This is a genomic window from Pectobacterium atrosepticum (genome assembly GCA_019056595.1).
GTDB lineage: Bacteria > Pseudomonadota > Gammaproteobacteria > Enterobacterales > Enterobacteriaceae > Pectobacterium > Pectobacterium atrosepticum.
The window spans coordinates 2,978,384-2,995,851 of the sequence record CP036163.1 but is presented as its reverse complement, the minus strand read 5'-3'; the positions used below and the strand labels follow the sequence as shown (position 1 = coordinate 2,995,851).

21 protein-coding genes and 2 pseudogenes are annotated in these 17,468 nt (G+C 48.3%); 16 read left to right on the top strand and 7 right to left on the bottom strand.

What is annotated here, in order from left to right:
* The 8 genes and pseudogenes from DCX48_14245 (at position 1) to DCX48_14210 (ending at position 6,150) form a co-directional block, all read left to right on the top strand.
* Positions 1 to 822, top strand: coding sequence for an aminopeptidase (locus DCX48_14245; protein ID QXE15580.1), 822 nt, complete (start codon positions 1 to 3; stop codon positions 820 to 822).
* 59 nt (positions 823 to 881) lie between these two features.
* Positions 882 to 1,829, top strand: coding sequence for an isoaspartyl peptidase/L-asparaginase (locus DCX48_14240; protein ID QXE15579.1), 948 nt, complete (start codon positions 882 to 884; stop codon positions 1,827 to 1,829).
* A 205-nt stretch (positions 1,830 to 2,034) separates the two neighbouring features.
* Positions 2,035 to 2,943, top strand: a complete 909-nt coding sequence (locus DCX48_14235) for a LysR family transcriptional regulator (GenBank protein ID QXE15578.1) — start codon at positions 2,035 to 2,037, stop codon at positions 2,941 to 2,943.
* Between the two features lie 98 nt (positions 2,944 to 3,041).
* Positions 3,042 to 3,905, top strand: coding sequence for a YicC family protein (locus DCX48_14230; protein ID QXE15577.1), 864 nt, complete (start codon positions 3,042 to 3,044; stop codon positions 3,903 to 3,905).
* Between the two features lie 327 nt (positions 3,906 to 4,232).
* A complete protein-coding gene (locus DCX48_14225; GenBank protein QXE15576.1) occupies positions 4,233 to 4,919 on the top strand; it encodes a hypothetical protein in 687 nt (228 codons plus the stop codon).
* Between the two features lie 14 nt (positions 4,920 to 4,933).
* Positions 4,934 to 5,116: a hypothetical protein gene (locus DCX48_14220; GenBank protein ID QXE17254.1), complete on the top strand. Its 183-nt coding sequence runs from the start codon at positions 4,934 to 4,936 to the stop codon at positions 5,114 to 5,116.
* A gap of 143 nt (positions 5,117 to 5,259) precedes the next feature.
* A pseudogene (locus tag DCX48_14215) lies at positions 5,260 to 5,956 on the top strand (hypothetical protein).
* The gene (locus DCX48_14210; GenBank protein ID QXE15575.1) at positions 5,953 to 6,150 is read left to right on the top strand and encodes a hypothetical protein; all 198 of its coding nucleotides are present in this window, start codon (positions 5,953 to 5,955) and stop codon (positions 6,148 to 6,150) included. Before DCX48_14215 ends, DCX48_14210 begins: the two are co-directional and overlap by 4 nt.
* A gap of 17 nt (positions 6,151 to 6,167) precedes the next feature.
* Here the strand turns inward: DCX48_14210 and DCX48_14205 are convergent, their stop codons facing one another.
* On the bottom strand, positions 6,168 to 6,647 hold the full coding sequence (locus DCX48_14205) for an Hcp family type VI secretion system effector (protein QXE17253.1): 480 nt from the start codon (positions 6,645 to 6,647) through the stop codon (positions 6,168 to 6,170).
* A gap of 489 nt (positions 6,648 to 7,136) precedes the next feature.
* On the opposite strand from DCX48_14205, the gene DCX48_14200 reads away from it, so the two are divergent.
* The gene (locus tag DCX48_14200; GenBank protein QXE15574.1) at positions 7,137 to 7,439 is read left to right on the top strand and encodes a hypothetical protein; all 303 of its coding nucleotides are present in this window, start codon (positions 7,137 to 7,139) and stop codon (positions 7,437 to 7,439) included.
* A gap of 142 nt (positions 7,440 to 7,581) precedes the next feature.
* On the opposite strand, the gene DCX48_14195 is transcribed toward DCX48_14200, so the two are convergent.
* Both DCX48_14195 and DCX48_14190 read right to left on the bottom strand, forming a co-directional pair.
* Positions 7,582 to 8,832, bottom strand: a complete 1,251-nt coding sequence (locus tag DCX48_14195) for a type II toxin-antitoxin system HipA family toxin (protein ID QXE15573.1) — start codon at positions 8,830 to 8,832, stop codon at positions 7,582 to 7,584.
* Positions 8,829 to 9,134 carry a transcriptional regulator gene (locus DCX48_14190; protein QXE17252.1) on the bottom strand — a complete coding sequence of 102 codons (306 nt, stop codon included), beginning with the start codon at positions 9,132 to 9,134 and terminating at the stop codon, positions 8,829 to 8,831. The genes DCX48_14195 and DCX48_14190 overlap by 4 nt, the downstream gene beginning before the upstream one ends.
* A 299-nt stretch (positions 9,135 to 9,433) precedes the next feature.
* Between DCX48_14190 and DCX48_14185 the strand changes: the two genes are divergently transcribed.
* The 3 genes from DCX48_14185 to DCX48_14175 are packed head-to-tail and all read left to right on the top strand — an operon-like array spanning position 9,434 to position 10,703.
* Complete coding sequence (locus DCX48_14185; GenBank protein QXE15572.1) at positions 9,434 to 9,673, top strand: type II toxin-antitoxin system prevent-host-death family antitoxin; 240 nt, start codon at positions 9,434 to 9,436, stop codon at positions 9,671 to 9,673.
* A gap of 2 nt (positions 9,674 to 9,675) precedes the next feature.
* Positions 9,676 to 10,113, top strand: a complete 438-nt coding sequence (locus DCX48_14180) for a type II toxin-antitoxin system VapC family toxin (protein QXE17251.1) — start codon at positions 9,676 to 9,678, stop codon at positions 10,111 to 10,113.
* A 32-nt stretch (positions 10,114 to 10,145) separates the two neighbouring features.
* Complete coding sequence (locus tag DCX48_14175) at positions 10,146 to 10,703, top strand: hypothetical protein (GenBank protein QXE15571.1); 558 nt, start codon at positions 10,146 to 10,148, stop codon at positions 10,701 to 10,703.
* Between the two features lie 51 nt (positions 10,704 to 10,754).
* On the opposite strand, the gene DCX48_14170 is transcribed toward DCX48_14175, so the two are convergent.
* Complete coding sequence (locus DCX48_14170; protein QXE15570.1) at positions 10,755 to 11,306, bottom strand: hypothetical protein; 552 nt, start codon at positions 11,304 to 11,306, stop codon at positions 10,755 to 10,757.
* A gap of 174 nt (positions 11,307 to 11,480) precedes the next feature.
* Between DCX48_14170 and DCX48_14165 the strand changes: the two genes are divergently transcribed.
* Together DCX48_14165 and DCX48_14160 are read left to right on the top strand one after the other, a co-directional pair.
* Positions 11,481 to 11,801, top strand: a complete 321-nt coding sequence (locus tag DCX48_14165) for a hypothetical protein (protein QXE17250.1) — start codon at positions 11,481 to 11,483, stop codon at positions 11,799 to 11,801.
* Positions 11,802 to 11,832: 31 nt separating this feature from the next.
* Positions 11,833 to 12,195 (top strand): DUF596 domain-containing protein, encoded by a 363-nt coding sequence (locus tag DCX48_14160; protein ID QXE15569.1) that lies wholly within the window; start codon positions 11,833 to 11,835, stop codon positions 12,193 to 12,195.
* Positions 12,196 to 12,244: 49 nt separating this feature from the next.
* Here DCX48_14160 and DCX48_14155 read toward each other — a convergent pair whose 3' ends face one another.
* From DCX48_14155 to aldA, 3 genes are all read right to left on the bottom strand, one after another.
* On the bottom strand, positions 12,245 to 13,429 hold the full coding sequence (locus DCX48_14155; GenBank protein QXE15568.1) for an AI-2E family transporter: 1,185 nt from the start codon (positions 13,427 to 13,429) through the stop codon (positions 12,245 to 12,247).
* Between the two features lie 137 nt (positions 13,430 to 13,566).
* Positions 13,567 to 14,727 (bottom strand): alpha-hydroxy-acid oxidizing protein, encoded by a 1,161-nt coding sequence (locus tag DCX48_14150; GenBank protein ID QXE15567.1) that lies wholly within the window; start codon positions 14,725 to 14,727, stop codon positions 13,567 to 13,569.
* Between the two features lie 180 nt (positions 14,728 to 14,907).
* Positions 14,908 to 16,347 carry an aldehyde dehydrogenase gene (aldA, locus tag DCX48_14145; GenBank protein ID QXE15566.1) on the bottom strand — a complete coding sequence of 480 codons (1,440 nt, stop codon included), beginning with the start codon at positions 16,345 to 16,347 and terminating at the stop codon, positions 14,908 to 14,910.
* A gap of 507 nt (positions 16,348 to 16,854) precedes the next feature.
* Between aldA and DCX48_14140 the strand changes: the two genes are divergently transcribed.
* Positions 16,855 to 17,136 carry a ribbon-helix-helix protein, CopG family gene (locus tag DCX48_14140; protein ID QXE15565.1) on the top strand — a complete coding sequence of 94 codons (282 nt, stop codon included), beginning with the start codon at positions 16,855 to 16,857 and terminating at the stop codon, positions 17,134 to 17,136.
* Positions 17,136 to 17,411, top strand: a pseudogene (locus tag DCX48_14135) (type II toxin-antitoxin system RelE/ParE family toxin). Before DCX48_14140 ends, DCX48_14135 begins: the two are co-directional and overlap by 1 nt.
* The last annotated feature ends 57 nt before the right edge of the window (positions 17,412 to 17,468 follow it).

Genomic DNA, 17,468 nt, shown 5'->3' with positions numbered 1-17,468 from the left:
ATGAAAATTTTTATCTCTGCTGATATTGAAGGGATCGCAGGCGTGATGCGCCCGGAACAGTGCAGCCCCGGCACCGCTGAATATCAGCTGGCACGCGGCCTGATGGAACAGGAAGTGAATGCCGCCATCGACGGCGCGTTCGCAGGTGGCGCAACAGAAGTGGTGGTCGCCGACAGCCATGCGGCAATGGTTAACCTACGTGCGGAGAACATCGACGCCCGCGCCCGACTGGTACAAGGTAAACCGCGCGGCTATTCGATGGTCGAAGGGCTGGAACAGCAGCAGTTCGACGGCATGATGTTCATCGGCTACCACAGCGCCGCGGGCGAGTTTGGCGTGCTGTCGCACACCATCAACGGCCGGGCGTTCTACCGCGTGCGCATCAACGGTGAAATCATGGGAGAGAGCGACATCTACGCCGCCGCAGGCGTTGAACAGAAGACGCCGCTCTGGCTGGTCAGCGGCGACGACACGCTCCAGAACTGGATTGCCCGTTACTATCCCGATACCGATTACGCCTGCGTTAAACGCGCTATCTCACAGCACGCAGCAGAATCCCTCAGCACCGAACAGGCTCGCCAGGTGATTCGCGACGCGGCAAAGGCGGCGGTGGAAAAAGCACACCGTTCGTTGAATTCGCGGATTCAGGCTCCCTACCGTCTTGAGCTGATGGTGGCAAAACCGGTACTCGCCGATCTATTCTGTCTGCTGCCGAACATTGAACGTTTGGATGCCATAACCGTAGGTTATACGGCGCAAAGCATGCGGGAAATCACCAGCCTGCTGGGTGCATTTTCCTATCTGGCGACAACGCAAAACTGATTCCGGTCTCTCCGCCCCTTATTCCGGGGCGTAAACCGATTGAAAAGAGAATTTATCGCATGACGAAACCCGTGATTGTGATCCACGGTGGCGCAGGTGCGCTGACCCGCTCGGCTATGAGTGCTGAAAAAGAGCAACGTTATCTGGCAGCGCTGTCCGAGATTGTTGCCAGTGGACAACGCATTCTGGCTGAAAACGGCAGCGCGCTGGATGCCGTGACGGAAGCCGTCCGCCTGCTGGAAGAGTGCCCGTTGTTCAATGCTGGACACGGCTCGGTGTTCACCCACGCGGAAACCCACGAACTGGACGCCAGCATCATGGATGGACGGACGTTAGATGCCGGCGCGGTCAGTTGCGTCAGCCACATCCGTAACCCGATTCTGGCAGCGCGCACTGTACTCGAAGCCAGCCAGCATGTGATGTTTACCGCCGATGGCGCAGAAGCGTTTGCCCAGCAGCATGGGCTGGAAAGGGTTGAGCCTGCATTTTTCTCCACCGACGAACGCCGTCAGCAGTTGCACAACGCGCAGGCGGGTTCAGGTCGCGTCATCCTCGATCATGACGGACAGAACGACCCTATCGATCCCGACCGTAAATTCGGCACCGTCGGCGCAGTCGCACTCGACAGTGCAGGAAATCTCGCAGCGGCAACCTCGACGGGCGGCATGACCAACAAACAGGCTGGGCGCGTGGGCGATAGCCCAATCATCGGTGCAGGCTGTTACGCCAATAACCAGACGGTCGCGGTTTCCTGCACCGGCACCGGCGAAGTCTTTATGCGCGCCGTCGCCGCTTATGATGTCTCGGCGCTTATGGAATACGCAGGACTGACTTTACAACAGGCCAGCGACCGCGTAGTGATGGAAAAATTACTGCAAATGGATGGCAGCGGCGGGATGATTGCCGTCGACAAAGAAGGCAACATCGCCCTGCCGTTCAACAGCGAAGGCATGTACCGCGGCTATGGCTACGTGGGGAAAGAACCCGTCGCCGATATCTATCGTTAAACTGTCGCACAAGTCGGTAGAAACCAAATTGCCCGATATCGGTGCGATCGCACCGATATCGGGCATCAAAATAGTGCACAAAGTGTTTTCATCGCTTATCTATCGACCATTCATCGCGGCCTTATAATCTGGCGTAATAATTGCAGACCCTTTGGTTATTACTCATACGACGTTCATCAGAAAACGTCAGCCGGAGCCTGCACTCATGCGATTACGCCATATTGAAATCTTCCAGGCCATTGTTCAGGCAGGCACTATCAGCGGTGCTGCTCGGTTGCTCAACGTCTCACAACCCAACGTCAGCCGCGTACTTAACCATGCAGAACAACAGCTCGGTTTTTCCCTGTTTGAACGTCGTACACAGGGAATGATCGCCACCGAAGAGGGGCTGCGCCTAATACCGAAAGTGCAGGAGCTTTTCAGCCATCTGCAAAGCATCAGTTCCCTCACCGAACAAATCAAAACCAGCAAAGCACACTCAGTGCGGCTGGGCGCGGCACACGCGTTCGGGCAGATGATCGTCGCACCAACGCTGGTGGAGTTTCATAAGCAGGCTGCATCGGTTAACGTCGAACTGGTAACCGAACACTTCAGCACGCTGTGCCAGAACATCCTGCAAAACCAGCTCGATTTCGCGCTGATTTTTGGTCAGCAGGTGCCGTCTGAACTGCTGGCGGAACCGTTGTTCCAGTCTACTATGGTTGCGCTATTGCCGAAAAATAGCCCAATAAATGGCCCGGTGTCGCTGGAATGGTTGTGCAACAATAACCTGCTGATGATGCAGCATCAGGATCCGCTCGGTCAGGTGGTACACCGTGCGCTGCGCGACAAAGCGCTACAGCCAGCGGCTTCGCTCTACATCAAAACCTACTCAGTGATTGCCGACATGGTTCTGGCGGGCGGCGGCGCGGGCATCGTCGATCTTTTCACCGCCTGCCGCTATGCGGACCAGCTCAAAATCGTCCCTATCGATCAGCCGCTGCCTTTTGAAGTCACGCTGATCAGCCGCCGCGACAACCCACAATCGCAGGCGACGCTGCAACTGAAACAGATGATGAAGAACCGCTGTCGTGACATCGCCAGACAGCACGAGACTCTGCTTTACGCCGCCTGATTCGCGACAGACGCCACGCCACGGACGGTTTTTCCTATCCCCTGCGCAGGACTCAACGCTATAATCCTTCCCATCATTTGCTTTACAGGTATGCACCAATGATTCGCAGCATGACCGCTTACGCCCGCCGAGAAATCAAGGGCAACTGGGGAAGCGCAGCCTGGGAACTGCGTTCCGTTAACCAGCGCTATCTGGAAACCTATCTTCGTTTACCGGAACAATTCCGCAGCCTCGAACCTGTGGCCCGCGAACGCATCCGCGCCCGTTTGACCCGTGGAAAAATCGAATGCAACTTGCGTTTTGAACTCGATCCCAGTGCGCAAAGTTCGCTGATCCTGAACGAAAAGCTGGCGAAACAGCTGGTTAATGCCGCCAACTGGGTCAAAATGCAGAGCGACGAGGGCGAAATCAACCCGGTTGATATTCTGCGCTGGCCGGGCGTGATGTCGGCAGAAGAGCAGGATCTGGACACCATCAGCACCGAACTGCTGAAAGCACTGGAAGGCGCGCTGGATGACTTCATCCTCGCCCGAGAAAGCGAAGGTAACGCGCTGAAAGCGATGATCGAACAGCGTCTGGCTGGTGTTAGCGCCGAAGTGACCAAAGTCCGTGCCCAGATGCCGAACGTCCTGCTATGGCAGCGCGAGCGCCTGCAAAGCAAGCTGGAAGATGCGCAGGTACAGCTGGAAAATAACCGTCTGGAACAGGAACTGGTGCTGATGGCGCAGCGCGTCGACGTCGCCGAAGAACTCGACCGCCTCGATGCTCACGTCAAAGAAACCTACAAAATCCTGAAAAAAGAAGAAGCCGTCGGCCGCCGCCTCGACTTCATGATGCAGGAATTCAACCGCGAATCGAACACGCTGGCCTCGAAATCCATCAACGCCGACGTAACCGCTTCAGCAATCGAGTTGAAAGTGCTGATCGAGCAAATGCGGGAACAAATTCAGAATATCGAGTGATTTCCATTCAACATCATTGACCTACACAAGCCCATGTAACATGGGCTTTTTATGCATTTCAAATTCCAATAATGAACATTCACATCCATAGAAAACCACGAATTTTCGGGGGCACACATAATCACCGCCTTTTTCATCACAATCTATAACTACTCATTTTTATTTATATAAGGATATATTATCGTATTTTCTAAAAAAACAATGTTTTCATTCTATAATTAGTAGGATGCAAATTATCAGACAAGCAAAAGCATTGAAATATTTCCGCTTATTCGGGTAAACTGCCTGCATAAAGGGAGAGAACCAGCCTAACAAAAGGGACGTAACATGCAGTTATCAGAATATTTAAAATACAAAATGGAGTCTGATAAAGTTCTCGCAACCCATTTAGGTGACATCACAAAGAAATTAAAGAGCAACTCAATAAGCTTAACAACAGATCTATATAGTGGTATGGAAAGGACAAGCTGGTATTCATCATGCTTATTTGAGAAATATAACGATGTCTGTCAAGAATTACAGTATGAAGATTCCAGAATGGTTAGTGCAATAAAAAAAGTATTTAAAAGAGATGATGTTATTCTGGATATGGTGAAAATTTATACCGATAATTTAATGAAAGACTTTGATGAAAATAAACAAAAAACAATAGCCAAAGCAATTTTAGGTGTAACATCTGAATTCTCCACAAACAGGGTGATAAAAGAATCAATATCATATGCATTAGCTAAATTTATTAGCACTACTCTTAATTTCAATGCATCCTTACGCAAAACAATTAATCAAACATCTTATTGGGCTATAACAGTAACAGCATTTTATGGCAAAGTTCAGAAAGCGGCCATGTCAGCCCGCCATTTACGGGATATTAACCCCGCACTATATGCTTTATTTTATGCACAAAAATTAGAAATGTTATACTTTTTAATAGAACCAATCCTATTACCATATATTCCAACCAATTCAAAAAGTGAAGAAGAAATAATAAACTTAACTAATGGGATAATAAGGTAATGAGTTTAAAAAAGATGCTAGTATATATGATAAAAAATTTCATAATCACTGAAGTTTTAGTTATTATAACCATTGCATTATGGTTTTTTTATGTCTCGTTTATTCCAGAGCATTGGATGAAACTGATGTTGCTTTCAATTGCCATAATCATATTTATTAATATTAAATATGGTTCAAAAAAATCAGGCCGAAAGTAAATAGGCCTTTAATATTATCAGTAAGCTACATTCTGCCAAAGCATGTATGCGTTTGTTCTCGCAATAACATTGAAATATTGCCAGTTATTCGGGTAAACTGCCTGCATAAAGGGAGAGAACCAGCCTAATAAAAGGGACGTAACATGCAGTTATCAGAATATTTAAAATACAAAATGGAATCAGAAAGAGTTCTCGCCACTCACTTAGATAGCATTGTACATAAGTTTAAAGAAAACACCGCAAGCATTACCTCTGACTTATATAGCGGAATAGAAAGGGCAACATGGTATTCATCTTGTCTTATAGAGAAATACAATGACGATTGCCAGCAATTAAAATCCGAAAATGGAAGAATGTATCTTGCTATAAAGCAAATATACAAAAGAAGAGATGTAATTATTGACATTTTAGTTGAGTATATAAAACTTCTATTAAAAGACACCGAAGAAAGAGAGCAAAAATTAATAGCTAAAGCTATATTAGGTGTATCAATAGCATCAGATATGACGACAAACAGAGCAATAAAAATGTCAGTTGCTTATCTGCTTGCAAAACATATTGCATCTTCGTTAAATTTTTCACTGTCAATTCGCCGATCGATTAATAAATATTCACTGATAGTGATTAAGTGCTCTCACTTTTCATGGCAAGGTTCAGAAGGCCGCGATGTCTGCACGACACCTACATGATGTATGCCCAGAGCTATACTGGTCTCTCTATGCTATGCAGGTTGAGATGTTGTATTTCGTATTTGAAGAACGCCTATCCCCCTATGTGCCAAGAAATCCCTATGACAAAATCGATATAACAGAAGCAATAAACGGAATTCTAAAAAAATGAGTTTAAAGAAAATACTTTCTTATGCAGTTAAAGAATTTATTAACACCTATACCACGATGGCGTTAATAATTGGTTTAGGTGTTTTATTCTACGAATTCATCCCTGAGCATTGGGGAAAACTGACTATTCTTTCGATTGTCATTATTGTTTATGTTGACGTAAAATTCTTTTCAAAAAAATCAGGCCGAAAGTAAATCGGCCTTTAATATTATCAGTAAGCTACATTCTGCCAAAGCATGTATGCGCTAGTTCTCGCAATAACATGCTCCCATTCAATAGAAGCAAATTTGAATGATACGCTTTCCTGTGGCTGAACCTCATTATGTGTCAGCGAGTTAGGATAGAAAAAACGGATGTTGCTGATAAGCGCATCCCGAAGCTTCATCTTAAAATAAAGTTCATTTCCACCAGACTGAGCCGTTCTATAGAAAGAAAAAACGCACTCCAGTTTTTCCTTATCATTTATTGCCTGAGCGAACAATGGTGTAGCTTTATCAATTGGTTTTCTGATTTCTACAGGAAGAAGAGAAATATTTTCTTCCCGACTAATGTTATTCACCAACTCATAAACAAAAATTTCATTCTCATGTGCGGATTGATACTTGTTTCCAATAGAATCCAGCGATGAACACCCTGCTGATATCAGTCCCTGCTTTTCCCCGGTAATGCTAAGATAAATAAGATTGGACATCATGCCTCCATACAAAAAAAATCCCACTCTACGGTACAGATCCGTAGTATCTATTGCATAGATATAATACGCTCTCAGGTGAGAGTTTAAAATACAACACCCTTTATTTTTGTGTGATTTTTTAATTGAAAAAATCACACAAGTTATCGTTTAAAGGATACCCTTTAAAACAAATTCTAGTATAATCGACAGCCGTTTTTCTTGGCGATTATTGAGGGTTTTATCAGCCTGTTTGCGTCATGTTCCTTTTTATCATGAACATAAATTCGTTCTGTTCTTCCACCATTATTAATAATAAAACTGATAATTCGATATTAAGATTCAAACATCGAATAACTTCCAGCCTGCTCCACTAACTGCCAAAACACCCTGTTTTCAGAGCGTTTTTAATTTCTATGACTACCAAGTCAATGGCTACGAAACTCGTAGTATCTGAACCCGTAAAAAGCATCGACAATTGGTGACACTAACTTTCAAGGAGGATCGCCAATGACCATTACAAATGCTGCCGTAACAGAGAGTTCCATTACTATTTTCCAAGACCTAATTGCTTCGCTACCCATTGATCACCTTAGTCGTGCTCAACGTGACGATCTCAGCGCAATCGCCGCAGAGTCGGTTGAAGGGCTATGCCACGGTTTACAGTACCTGAGCAAATCGCTGGTCACAGAAACCGTCACAGAGCACCTTCAACAAATTAGCTCTTACCTCAACACCTGCGCGCATTTGATTCCGGTATTGGTCATACTCAGCGAACATATTTCATCTGTTCACACGGCAAATCTAGCCTAAAACTGTCCCTATCAGAGCCTAATAAGGACAAATTTTTTATAAAATGTCCTTATTAACTTGAATTTTGTCCTTATCTCTACTCAATATAGAGACACTACCGCTATTCTGTCCTTATAGAAACACGCCAATAAACCGACCAGCGCTACACATTAAACGCCTCTTGTTTGGTAAGTTGCTCGTTGCGGCTGATACCCAGACGGCTTGCGACAGTTTGCCACCCTTTTACTGCACCCATGACATCATCATAGATGCAAGTGGCGTCCTCGCGGCTTAAGCGGAAGAAATCGATCACCTCGAAGGCCAGTGTATAGTCGAGTTCGTTAGCGGTATCGGTGATGTTGAGATGCAAGCCATGTTTACCCACTATCGGGTTTAAATCGTATGCCGGAGATAACTTCCAGCCTTTATCGGCGAGCAAAAAACCATGATTTCTGAGGTGATCGTCTGTATTGGACACCGCAATATTAAACACAATTCTGCGCCATAGCTGGGCAAGATCGGCTTTGGTTTGCGCACCACTATTACTTAAAAACTCTGCTATCTCCAGATAGCTAGCGCCGTCAGATTGCTCACCGTCATAATATTGCAGTTGCGTCATCGCCGATGAGAAATGAATCCGTTTATCACCTACGCGGTCAAAGCGCTTAGTCAGGAAAGTGTGGTGTTCAGCCGAAAATTTGCGTATTTCACTCGGATACATATCGACACCCGCAGCCAACGCGAGCTGATAACACACCATTTCCCAAGCACCCACATCAAATGTGTCGTTCTGATTGGGAAATTTGGCAATCCATAGATGCCCCTCTGAATCGGTCACACACGCTTTGGGTCTTGCTCCCCCCAGTGAGGATCCTGGAGATATCAGCATCTTGAGCCAACGGTAATAATCATCGCTGTCGATGTTGTCATCCCGTTCAATGTTCATCGCTGCCTGTTCCAACTCACGTAACGATGTCATCGGTGGAGCGGAAAACTCGGTGTTATTGTCTAAAAAATCTTGCGACGCCGCCGTCTTAAAACGAATACCGCCCATTCGATAGGTATCGTGAACTCCAAGAAGATAATCCAACTCCGTCAGTTTCGCGCTCGCTCGTATGCCTTTACGGCATTCAATTGCCGCGCGTCGCTGCATCAAAATGCGCCCCCAACGATCGGGAGATGAATCCAGAAAGGCACGGAAATTTTTATCTGCCGAGTCGTTATAAAGCTCCCCACGGTGCAATGCCAATAAGGGGTCGATCTGCAAACGATAGTTGGATGCCAAAAAATGTTTGTCGTAAGCAAAGCTAAACACACCGCCACGGCTGCTTTCTGCAAACGTCAAATGCCCCACTAACAGAGGGGTATCAATAGGCATCCAGGATGCATAAACCTCAACGATGGAGCGGCTCATTTTGTGCCCTCCAACAGCTTGATGTTCTGTAACTTCATGCCGACTTCATCGTGAGCCGCAAGTTTGGCAAAGTTATCTTCCATACCCAGTACGGCCATCACCTTTAGATAAGTCCCAATCGCCACGCCCGGATCGCCAGAGAAGACTTTATTGACGGTTTTGTTATCAAATCCCGTGCGATCGCAGATCATTTTTTTAGTGAATCCACGACGTTTGACAGCAAGCAGTAAATCCTCACCAAACGTGGTCAGGATCTTTCGTTGCTTTGGAAACAGCACCCTGTACATATCTCGCTTGGCCATCATCAACCTCACACCAAAGTAGGACTATATTCCCAGTATTAACCCATTAATGGGAATATAGTCCCACATTATCAGGTAATCAATGTAGCGAAGAGCAAAAATCAAGCAACATGGGACTGTATTCCTATAATGGCGCCAAAAATGGGAATACAGTCCTATTTTATCGGTCGATGAAAGCGACACAAAATATCTACCCACACTTTAATCGGTCATAGATTGACCAACTCTTAAATGACCAGTAGACTAGATTCATATAGACCAACTTTTTTTAAGATTCTGACCAAATCTTCGGAGGACACGTGCAAAAAATCAATCTCTACGAGGCAAAGACCAATTTCTCCAAAATCATCAATCATGTATCAGAAACGGGAGAGTCCTATGTTATCGCCCGCAACGGTAAACCCGTCGCTAAGATCGTCCCTCTTACCGTGACCGAGAAAACGCCACGTATTGGTTTCATGAAGGGCCAAGTTTCAGCCCCAGAGAATTTTAATGATTTGAATAAAGAAGAAATTATCGACATGTTTAATGGAAAATAATGATGACAATCAACAAGGACGATGCCCCAAAGCGGCGCTCTACTAGCTACTTGTTAGATACGCACGCGTTAATTTGGCTAGCAGGAGAACCGGAAAAACTTAGCAGCGAGGCAATTGCCATTCTTTCCGATGATAATAACCGTTTTTACTTCTCTTCGGTCAGCATACAAGAAATAGCAATCAAAACTGCTCTAAACAAACCCAGTTTTAGTATTGATGCTGAGGCTATAACAAAAGGTTTATTATCAGCAGATTATCTTGAGCTTCCGATGCATGCAACTCACGCCTATAACCTCGCTGACTTACCCGAAATGCACCAAGACCCGTTTGACCGAATGTTAGTCTCTCAGGCGAAAATAGAAGGTCTGGCATTGATAACGAACGATGGCAATATTATTAAGTATTGCTCAGATTATATCAGCGTGATCGAATGCTGTTAGCACACCAGTGAAAACAGGGAAAAACAACCGCCATGCGTTATCTCGTCCTCCCCTTCATGCTTCTTGCCTTAACAGGCTGCCAGGCGATCACTACCTTCGATAAATACGCCACGATGCGTCTTTATGAAGTGTATGAAACCAACAACCTTTCCGCCTGCGATTACAAACCTAAATTCCGCGACTGTACGGTGAATAAGCGATCTTTTAACGTCAGAATATCCGACGATAAGAGCAAAATTGCATTAGTGGTAAGAACCGAATATGCCTATTTCGGCTTTACCCGCGATGATTTTGCACGGCAGACGCAGCCGCTGCGTGATTTCCTGATTTGGACGGAAGATCCAGCCGCAAAAGATAAACAGATTACCCAGCTACGCAAAGCCGGAAACGTTGGCGGCAGTCTGTACGACAACAGAGAAGTGCAATATCAGTTCGATTATCTACACACCCGTGCCGATATTCCTCTGCTCGTCGTTAAGCCCGGTGAAAATGCGGATTTCTACGGCCTGACCATCGATGAAGTGAAAAATCTGCTATCGGTGATGGATGCCTGGTATGCCGGTACGTTCTCAGGAAAACAGCTGACGTAACCACGGTAGGAGCGGCCAGATAAGTTGGCGTATCTGGCCGAAACCTAATAATTAAAATTTCTGCATTCTGGACGTGAATTGGCCGCAGTTTTTCAGCATCAAATCTTTGACAAGTCGGCGGTCGTAGTAGCCTTTTTCAGTCTTGAAGACTTCATAAACCTCAAGGCGTCGTGCCGAATAAGGCCCGGCAAATTCGCCAGTGATATAGTAGTAATTCCCGACCACGGGCTTAAACGTCACGGTTCTGAATCCGCCATTGCCTGCAATCATTCTAACCGCGATATTGTTTTTCGCACTGACCCAAAACTCACGAATCATTGTTGGTGTTTCGGGAATTTCAGGGAAGCCGAGCTCTTTATTATTGAGTTTAGTTTGGAACCCAATCGCATTATTGGTGTAGCCATTTTCTGGCGCATCAATATTAATGCATCTATCAGTATTCGGATAAACGCGAATATAGTCGAGGTTACGGTTATCAAACGTCATACCAACACGATCCGTTCCCTGATAGTCCTCCAACTTATTGCTGTACGTTGCGACCGAGCACCCGCTGAGTAATGCCGCACTCACCCCAATCAGAAGAATTTTTCCCAACATAACCATCCCTTACCTTTATAAAATCAGAACTTCCTGATTATTTTACGCCGTTTTTTATTCGAGAATTCAAGCCGTATTTTCCTCACCTTAAACACTCTTGACGAACGAGGCAACGTGGCAATTTCTCTCTATTACACCGCTCGACGTAAAAAATCCCTGAGCCAGAAAGAGATATCTGCCGTGAAGGAGATCGTCCAACGCCATTCTGTTAATGACCAAATTGAGAAATATCTGACGACGGGTACAGGCCTGAACTGGGAATCCTTTGATTTCGCCCTCAATGTGAAAATCGGTAACGTCTTTAGGAAAGGGATCGTGCTCTCCGGTTCAACCAAACTTCCCGACAACGAGGAAGAAGCAATCTGGATTGGCGTACAGCACTGGTGCCAGTGTTTATCCGAGATTCGCGGTGCTCTTACGCACTGTGAATGGCACGTCGCGGTTGACGATCGCACGATTCCGTGGAGCCATGAGGTCAATGCCTATGACCCTACACGGTAGAAACGTGAGCTTCTGAAAAACAGGAGGGAAGATGAACGACAACGACATTTTTGATGCAGTCACGACTAGCGCATACGGGCTGTCGATGGGCGCAATATGGCAACATATTGCAGTGGAGTGTCGGGAAAATCCCAGAACGTACACACAGCGTCAGACGCTGTTTTTCGATCTGCTAGAGCACCTCATCGTCGCAGGAAAAATCAGGCTTGCCAGCAAGGGAGAATATCTGCGGGGCGAACCGAAATATCAGATCGATCAACTCCGGGAAGCCTTTCCATCTGACGTCTCCGACGATGAATTTGATGATGTAGATGAATTTGGCCTGTGGTTCTTCGCCAAAGCGCCCGCAGGCGTCGTGTGGATCACGCCCGAGGGACAAGAGATTTGGACGTAAGAGGAATCCGCCGAAGCAGATCCCTCTGACTCACGACCAGACAGCAAACTTACTCCGTGGTCTTACGTTCAACGCTCTGGCCTTCCACTACCTGACCCTCTAGCACCTCACTCTCTTCCGGTTTTACCACATTCGGATGCTGACGCCCTTCTTCGATAAAATCTTCGCTGATACCTTCGATATTTTCCTGATTATCACGCCCAGAGAGGATGTTCCAGCAAGCGATGAACAGCGCAGCAATCAGCGGGCCAATCACAAAACCGTTAATGCCGTAGATTTCCATGCCGCCCAACGTGGCGATCAGAATCAGGTAATCCGGCATTTTGGTGTCTTTCCCCACCAGCAGCGGACGCAGAATGTTGTCCACCACCCCAATCACCAGCACAAAGAACGCGACAATGAAGATGGCTTGCCAGAGCATATCCGTCGCGAACAGGAAGATAGCGGCAGGCACCCAGATAATCGCCGAACCCACAGCGGGGATCAGCGACAGGAACGCCATCAGCGAGCCCCACAGCAGGCTACCTTCTATCCCTGCGATGGAGAACGCAATACCGCCCAGTGTCCCCTGCACAATCGCCACGACCACGGTGCCTTTCACGGTCGCCCGCGATACGGCGGCAAACTTCACTAGCAGGTGATGCTTAACATGGGTAGAAAGCGGTAGCGATTCCAGAATCAGGTTCACCAGATAGGAACCGTCCTTCAAAAGGAAGAAGAGCAGGTAAAGCATCACCCCAAAACCAATGAAGAAGGTGAATGTTCCTTTGCCGATCAGGAGCACGCTTCCCGCCAGATATTGCCCGCCTTTCAGCGCTACCTGAGAAAGCTCTTGCTGTATTTTGGCGGCGTTATCCAGATTGTGTTCTGTCAGGAAATGCCGTGCCCACTTCGGTAGATGCTGAAACAGCTCCGCCAGCACCACAGGGAATTGCGTATTGCTATCCTGTAATCGGGTGTAAACCCCGTTAATTTCAACCACCAGTGAGGAAACAATGATCCCCAATGGAATGAACACAATCAGAAAGATGATCAAGACGGTCAGCAGCGAGGCCAACCCGTTGCGATCGTTTAATTTTTGCCGAATCTTGCTTTTCAGCGGATGGAAGATGATGGCCAACACTGCCGCCCATAAAATGGCGGAATAATATGGCGCCAAGATGTCAAAAAACGCCAGCGTGACGACAAACAAGATAAGGATGAAGAATCCCTTCGTGAGCCCTTTAATATTCACAACGATTTCCCCTTCGTTCAATCTGCTCTCGAAATATAGAACGAAGTGGGGCATTTGCAATACAGGAAAAAGCCATCCCCCAACAAAAGCCATTAGGAAACGCGGCGAGAGGATCACTCTCACCGTCTGATTCGCGCTTACAGGCCGTCCAATCGCCGCTGCGTAACCTGCACCAATGAATCAGTGGTAATGTCGGCAATGGAATTAGCACCGGTGAGCGTCATCGCCACACGCATCTCTTTTTCGATCAGGTTCAACAGATTAACCACACCCGCCTCGCCCGCCGCCGCGAGCGCGTAGACAAACGCGCGTCCGAGCATTACGCCATCCGCGCCCAGCGCAATCATGCGCACCACATCCAGCCCGGTACGAATACCGGAATCCGCCAGAATGGTGATATCGCCTTTTACCGCATCGGCGATGGCAGGTAGAGCATGTGCCGTCGACAGCACGCCATCCAACTGGCGACCGCCGTGATTGGAGACGACGATGCCGTCTGCGCCAAACCTGACCGCTTCTTTGGCATCTTCCGGGTCAAGGATGCCTTTGATGATCATTGGCCCTTTCCAGAACTCGCGAATCCATGCTAAATCTTGCCAGGAAATGGAGGGATCGAAATTCGCCGCCAGCCAGCCGATGTAGTCTTCGAGCGTCGTGGGTTTGCCACGATAAGCGGAGACGTTCCCCAAATCGTGCGGCTTACCGTTCAGGCCGACATCCCACGCCCATTGTGGATGAGTCACGGCCTGTAACATACGGCGCGCTGCCGCATTCGGCCCGCTCATACCAGAATGCGCATCGCGATAACGCGCACCCGGCGTCGGCATATCCACGGTAAACACCAGCGTTTTCACCCCTGCAGCCTGCGCACGCTCCAACGCACTACGCATAAAGCCGCGATCTTTTAACACGTAAAGCTGGAACCACATCGGGCGATCGATGGCAGGTGCGACTTCCTCAATCGGGCAGACTGAAACCGTGGATAAGGTAAACGGAATCCCTTTCTGTGCCGCCGCACGAGCCGCCTGTACCTCGCCGCGTCTGGCGTACATACCGGTCAGACCAACGGGAGCCAGCACCACCGGCATTGCCAGTTTTTCACCGAACAACTGCGTTTCCAGACTCAGGTCGGACATATTTTTCAGGATACGCTGACGCAGTGCGATATCTGCCAGATCGGCGGTATTACGCCTGAGCGTGTGCTCGCCATACGCACCGCCATCAATATAGTGAAAAAGAAACGGCGGCAGCCTACGCTGCGCCGCTGCCCGATAGTCCGTTGAAGCAGAGATGATCATCGTCCTTTCCCATCCTTCTTCTGGTTTGTGCCACTGTTACAGTAAGTGGAATTCGTGCTGTTCGCTTAAGCCTGTTATTTGGGAAACACAGGGGAGATTCCCGCAGGGACGCCTCACCCCTGTGGTCGCCCCGTGTATCTCGATGCTTAAACGATCGGCATGACTTTAGTGAAGCTGCTTTTAGTGAAATTGAAGGTACGCGACATGCGTTTGCAGGTATTCCTGCAAGCCGTGCTTGCCGTCCGCGCCACCCACGCCGGATTTACGCCAGCCCGCGTGGAAGCCCTGCATCGCCTCGAAGTTTTCACGGTTGATGTAGGTTTCGCCGAACTTCAGCCCTTTTAGCGCTTTCATCGCGGTGTTGATGTTTTGAGTATAGATCGACGATGTCAGGCCATATTCACTGTCGTTCGCCATCGCAATCGCCTCTTCCAGCGTGTCAAAGGTCGCCACTGGCAGCACCGGGCCAAACACTTCTTCGTGCATGATTGGCATCTCTTGCGTCACGTTTACCAGCAGCGTCGGCGGATAGAAATACCCCGTACCGCTTTCAGACTTGCCGCCAAGCAACACCTTCGCGCCCTGCGATACCGCTTTAGCGACCTTGTCTTCTACACGCTGTAGCGCCGCAGCACTGATTAACGGCCCCATATCCAGCGCTTTTTTCTCCCCCGTGTTGCCGAAGGTCACCTGTTCCATGGCGGCTTTAATACGGATGATAAATTCATCGTAAATGCCTTTCTGCACGTAAACGCGCTCGGCGCAATTACACACCTGCCCGCTGTTAATGACGCGAGAACTGACAATCGCTTTAACGGCCAGATCGAGATCGGCATCATCCATCACGATGGCTGGCGCTTTGCCGCCCAGTTCCAGCGACACCTTCGTGACGTTCTGCGCTGCTGCCGTCATGGTGGCAATCCCCGCCGCCACGCTGCCAGTCAGGCTGACCATGCCCACTTTCGGGTTACCGGCCAGCTCTTGCCCTACCGTAGGGCCGTAGCCGGTAACAAAATTGATGACGCCTTTCGGCAGGCCAATTTTGTGAATGATTTCGGCGAAAATCACTGCATTATTCGGCGTGATCTCGCTCGGTTTGATGACGATGGTATTGCCGGTAATCAGCGCAGGAGCGGCCTTACGTGCAATCAGGAAGAAGGGGAAGTTCCACGGCAGAATACCGGTCGTGACGCCAATCGCTTTACGAAAGACGAAGATATTTTCATTCGGTCGGTCGCTCTGAATAATCTCGCCTTCATAACGGCGCGCCCACTCGGCCATGTAATCCAGATAGTCGGCGGTGAACAACACCTCCGTCTGCGCCAGACCGTGGGTTTTACCGCCTTCCGCAATGATGGTGTCGGTCAGTTCGGCTTCGCGCTCGCGAATACCGGCGGCTATCTTGTGTAGCCAAACGCCGCGTTCAACCGCAGGCAGCGCTTCCCAGCTCGGCTGTGCAGCTTCTGCCGCATCAATCGCTCTTTTTGCATCGTCAGCGGAGCCTTCTGGGATCTGTGAAATGACCTGCTCGGTCGCCGGGTTCACTACGTCAATCCACTTCCCGCTTCTGTTTTCAACAAACTCACCGTTGATGTACATACGTTTCTGGGTGGTGCTCATGTCAGGCGTCTCCAAAGTGATATACCCGTCATACTTCAAGCCGCATGTACGTTGGCTTTCCTCGCTCACCCCAGTCACTTACTGGTGTAAGCTCCTGGGGATTCACTGTGTCGCCGCCTTCATGCAACTCGAATTATTTAGCGTATAAACGAGTTGTTTAGACGAGTTGTTAAAAAAACACGTCTTTTTTGTGAAGTTTTGCCATGCTGCGCGATCTGCACTGCATTTACCTTTTCATCGCTGCCATCTCAGTCTAGCAAGTGGCAAAAAAGTCATGATGAGAACGCCTGACGTAACACTTTTGCAAAGTATTGGAGATTTGGATGGCGAGCTTGCCGACTGAGACGTGGGAATACATAGAGACTGTGATTTGAACGGTGAAATTGCCTGTTTTTGATAGGTACATCCTGATAATAGGGTGCAGTTCAAAGTGACACTATCTTGATTGATTTAATGTAAATCACTATGACTAATTTTGAATCAAATTGAATAATTTGGAGTCGGTAAATGAAAAGCAACATGACACAAGCAACCACCAAAGTACTGACAGCACACGTGCCACTACCGATGGCTGACAAAATTGACCAGATGGCAGCTCGGCTTGAACGCTCACGCGGCTGGATCATGAAACAGGCGCTTTCCGCTTGGATCGCCCAAGAGGAGGAACGAGACCGACTGACCCAAGAGGCATTAGCAGACGTGGATGCGGGGCAAGTTATCGCTCACCAAGCAGTGCAGGCTTGGGCTGGCAGTCTTGGTACCGACCCGCAACTGCCAGTGCCGCGTTGATGGAAGTTAAGTGGGTCAGCAAGGCGCTATCAGATTTGTCACGCTGGTATGAATTTCTGGCTCTGGCTAATCAACCTGCTGCGACACGAGTGATACAGGCGTCAACCCAGCCCCCGACCACTCTGATCACCAATCCACGTATTGGAGAGTAGTTGTTCCAGTTCGATCCACGCGAGGTTAGGCGGATTTTAGTTGGGGAATACGAGGTTCGTTATGAAATCCTTGATGCGACAGTCTATGTGCTGCGGCTATGGCATACCAGAGAAAATCGTTGAGACGGCAACGCCCCGCCCATGACCAATCTCAGGCATTGATAAAAATGGATAACAGGC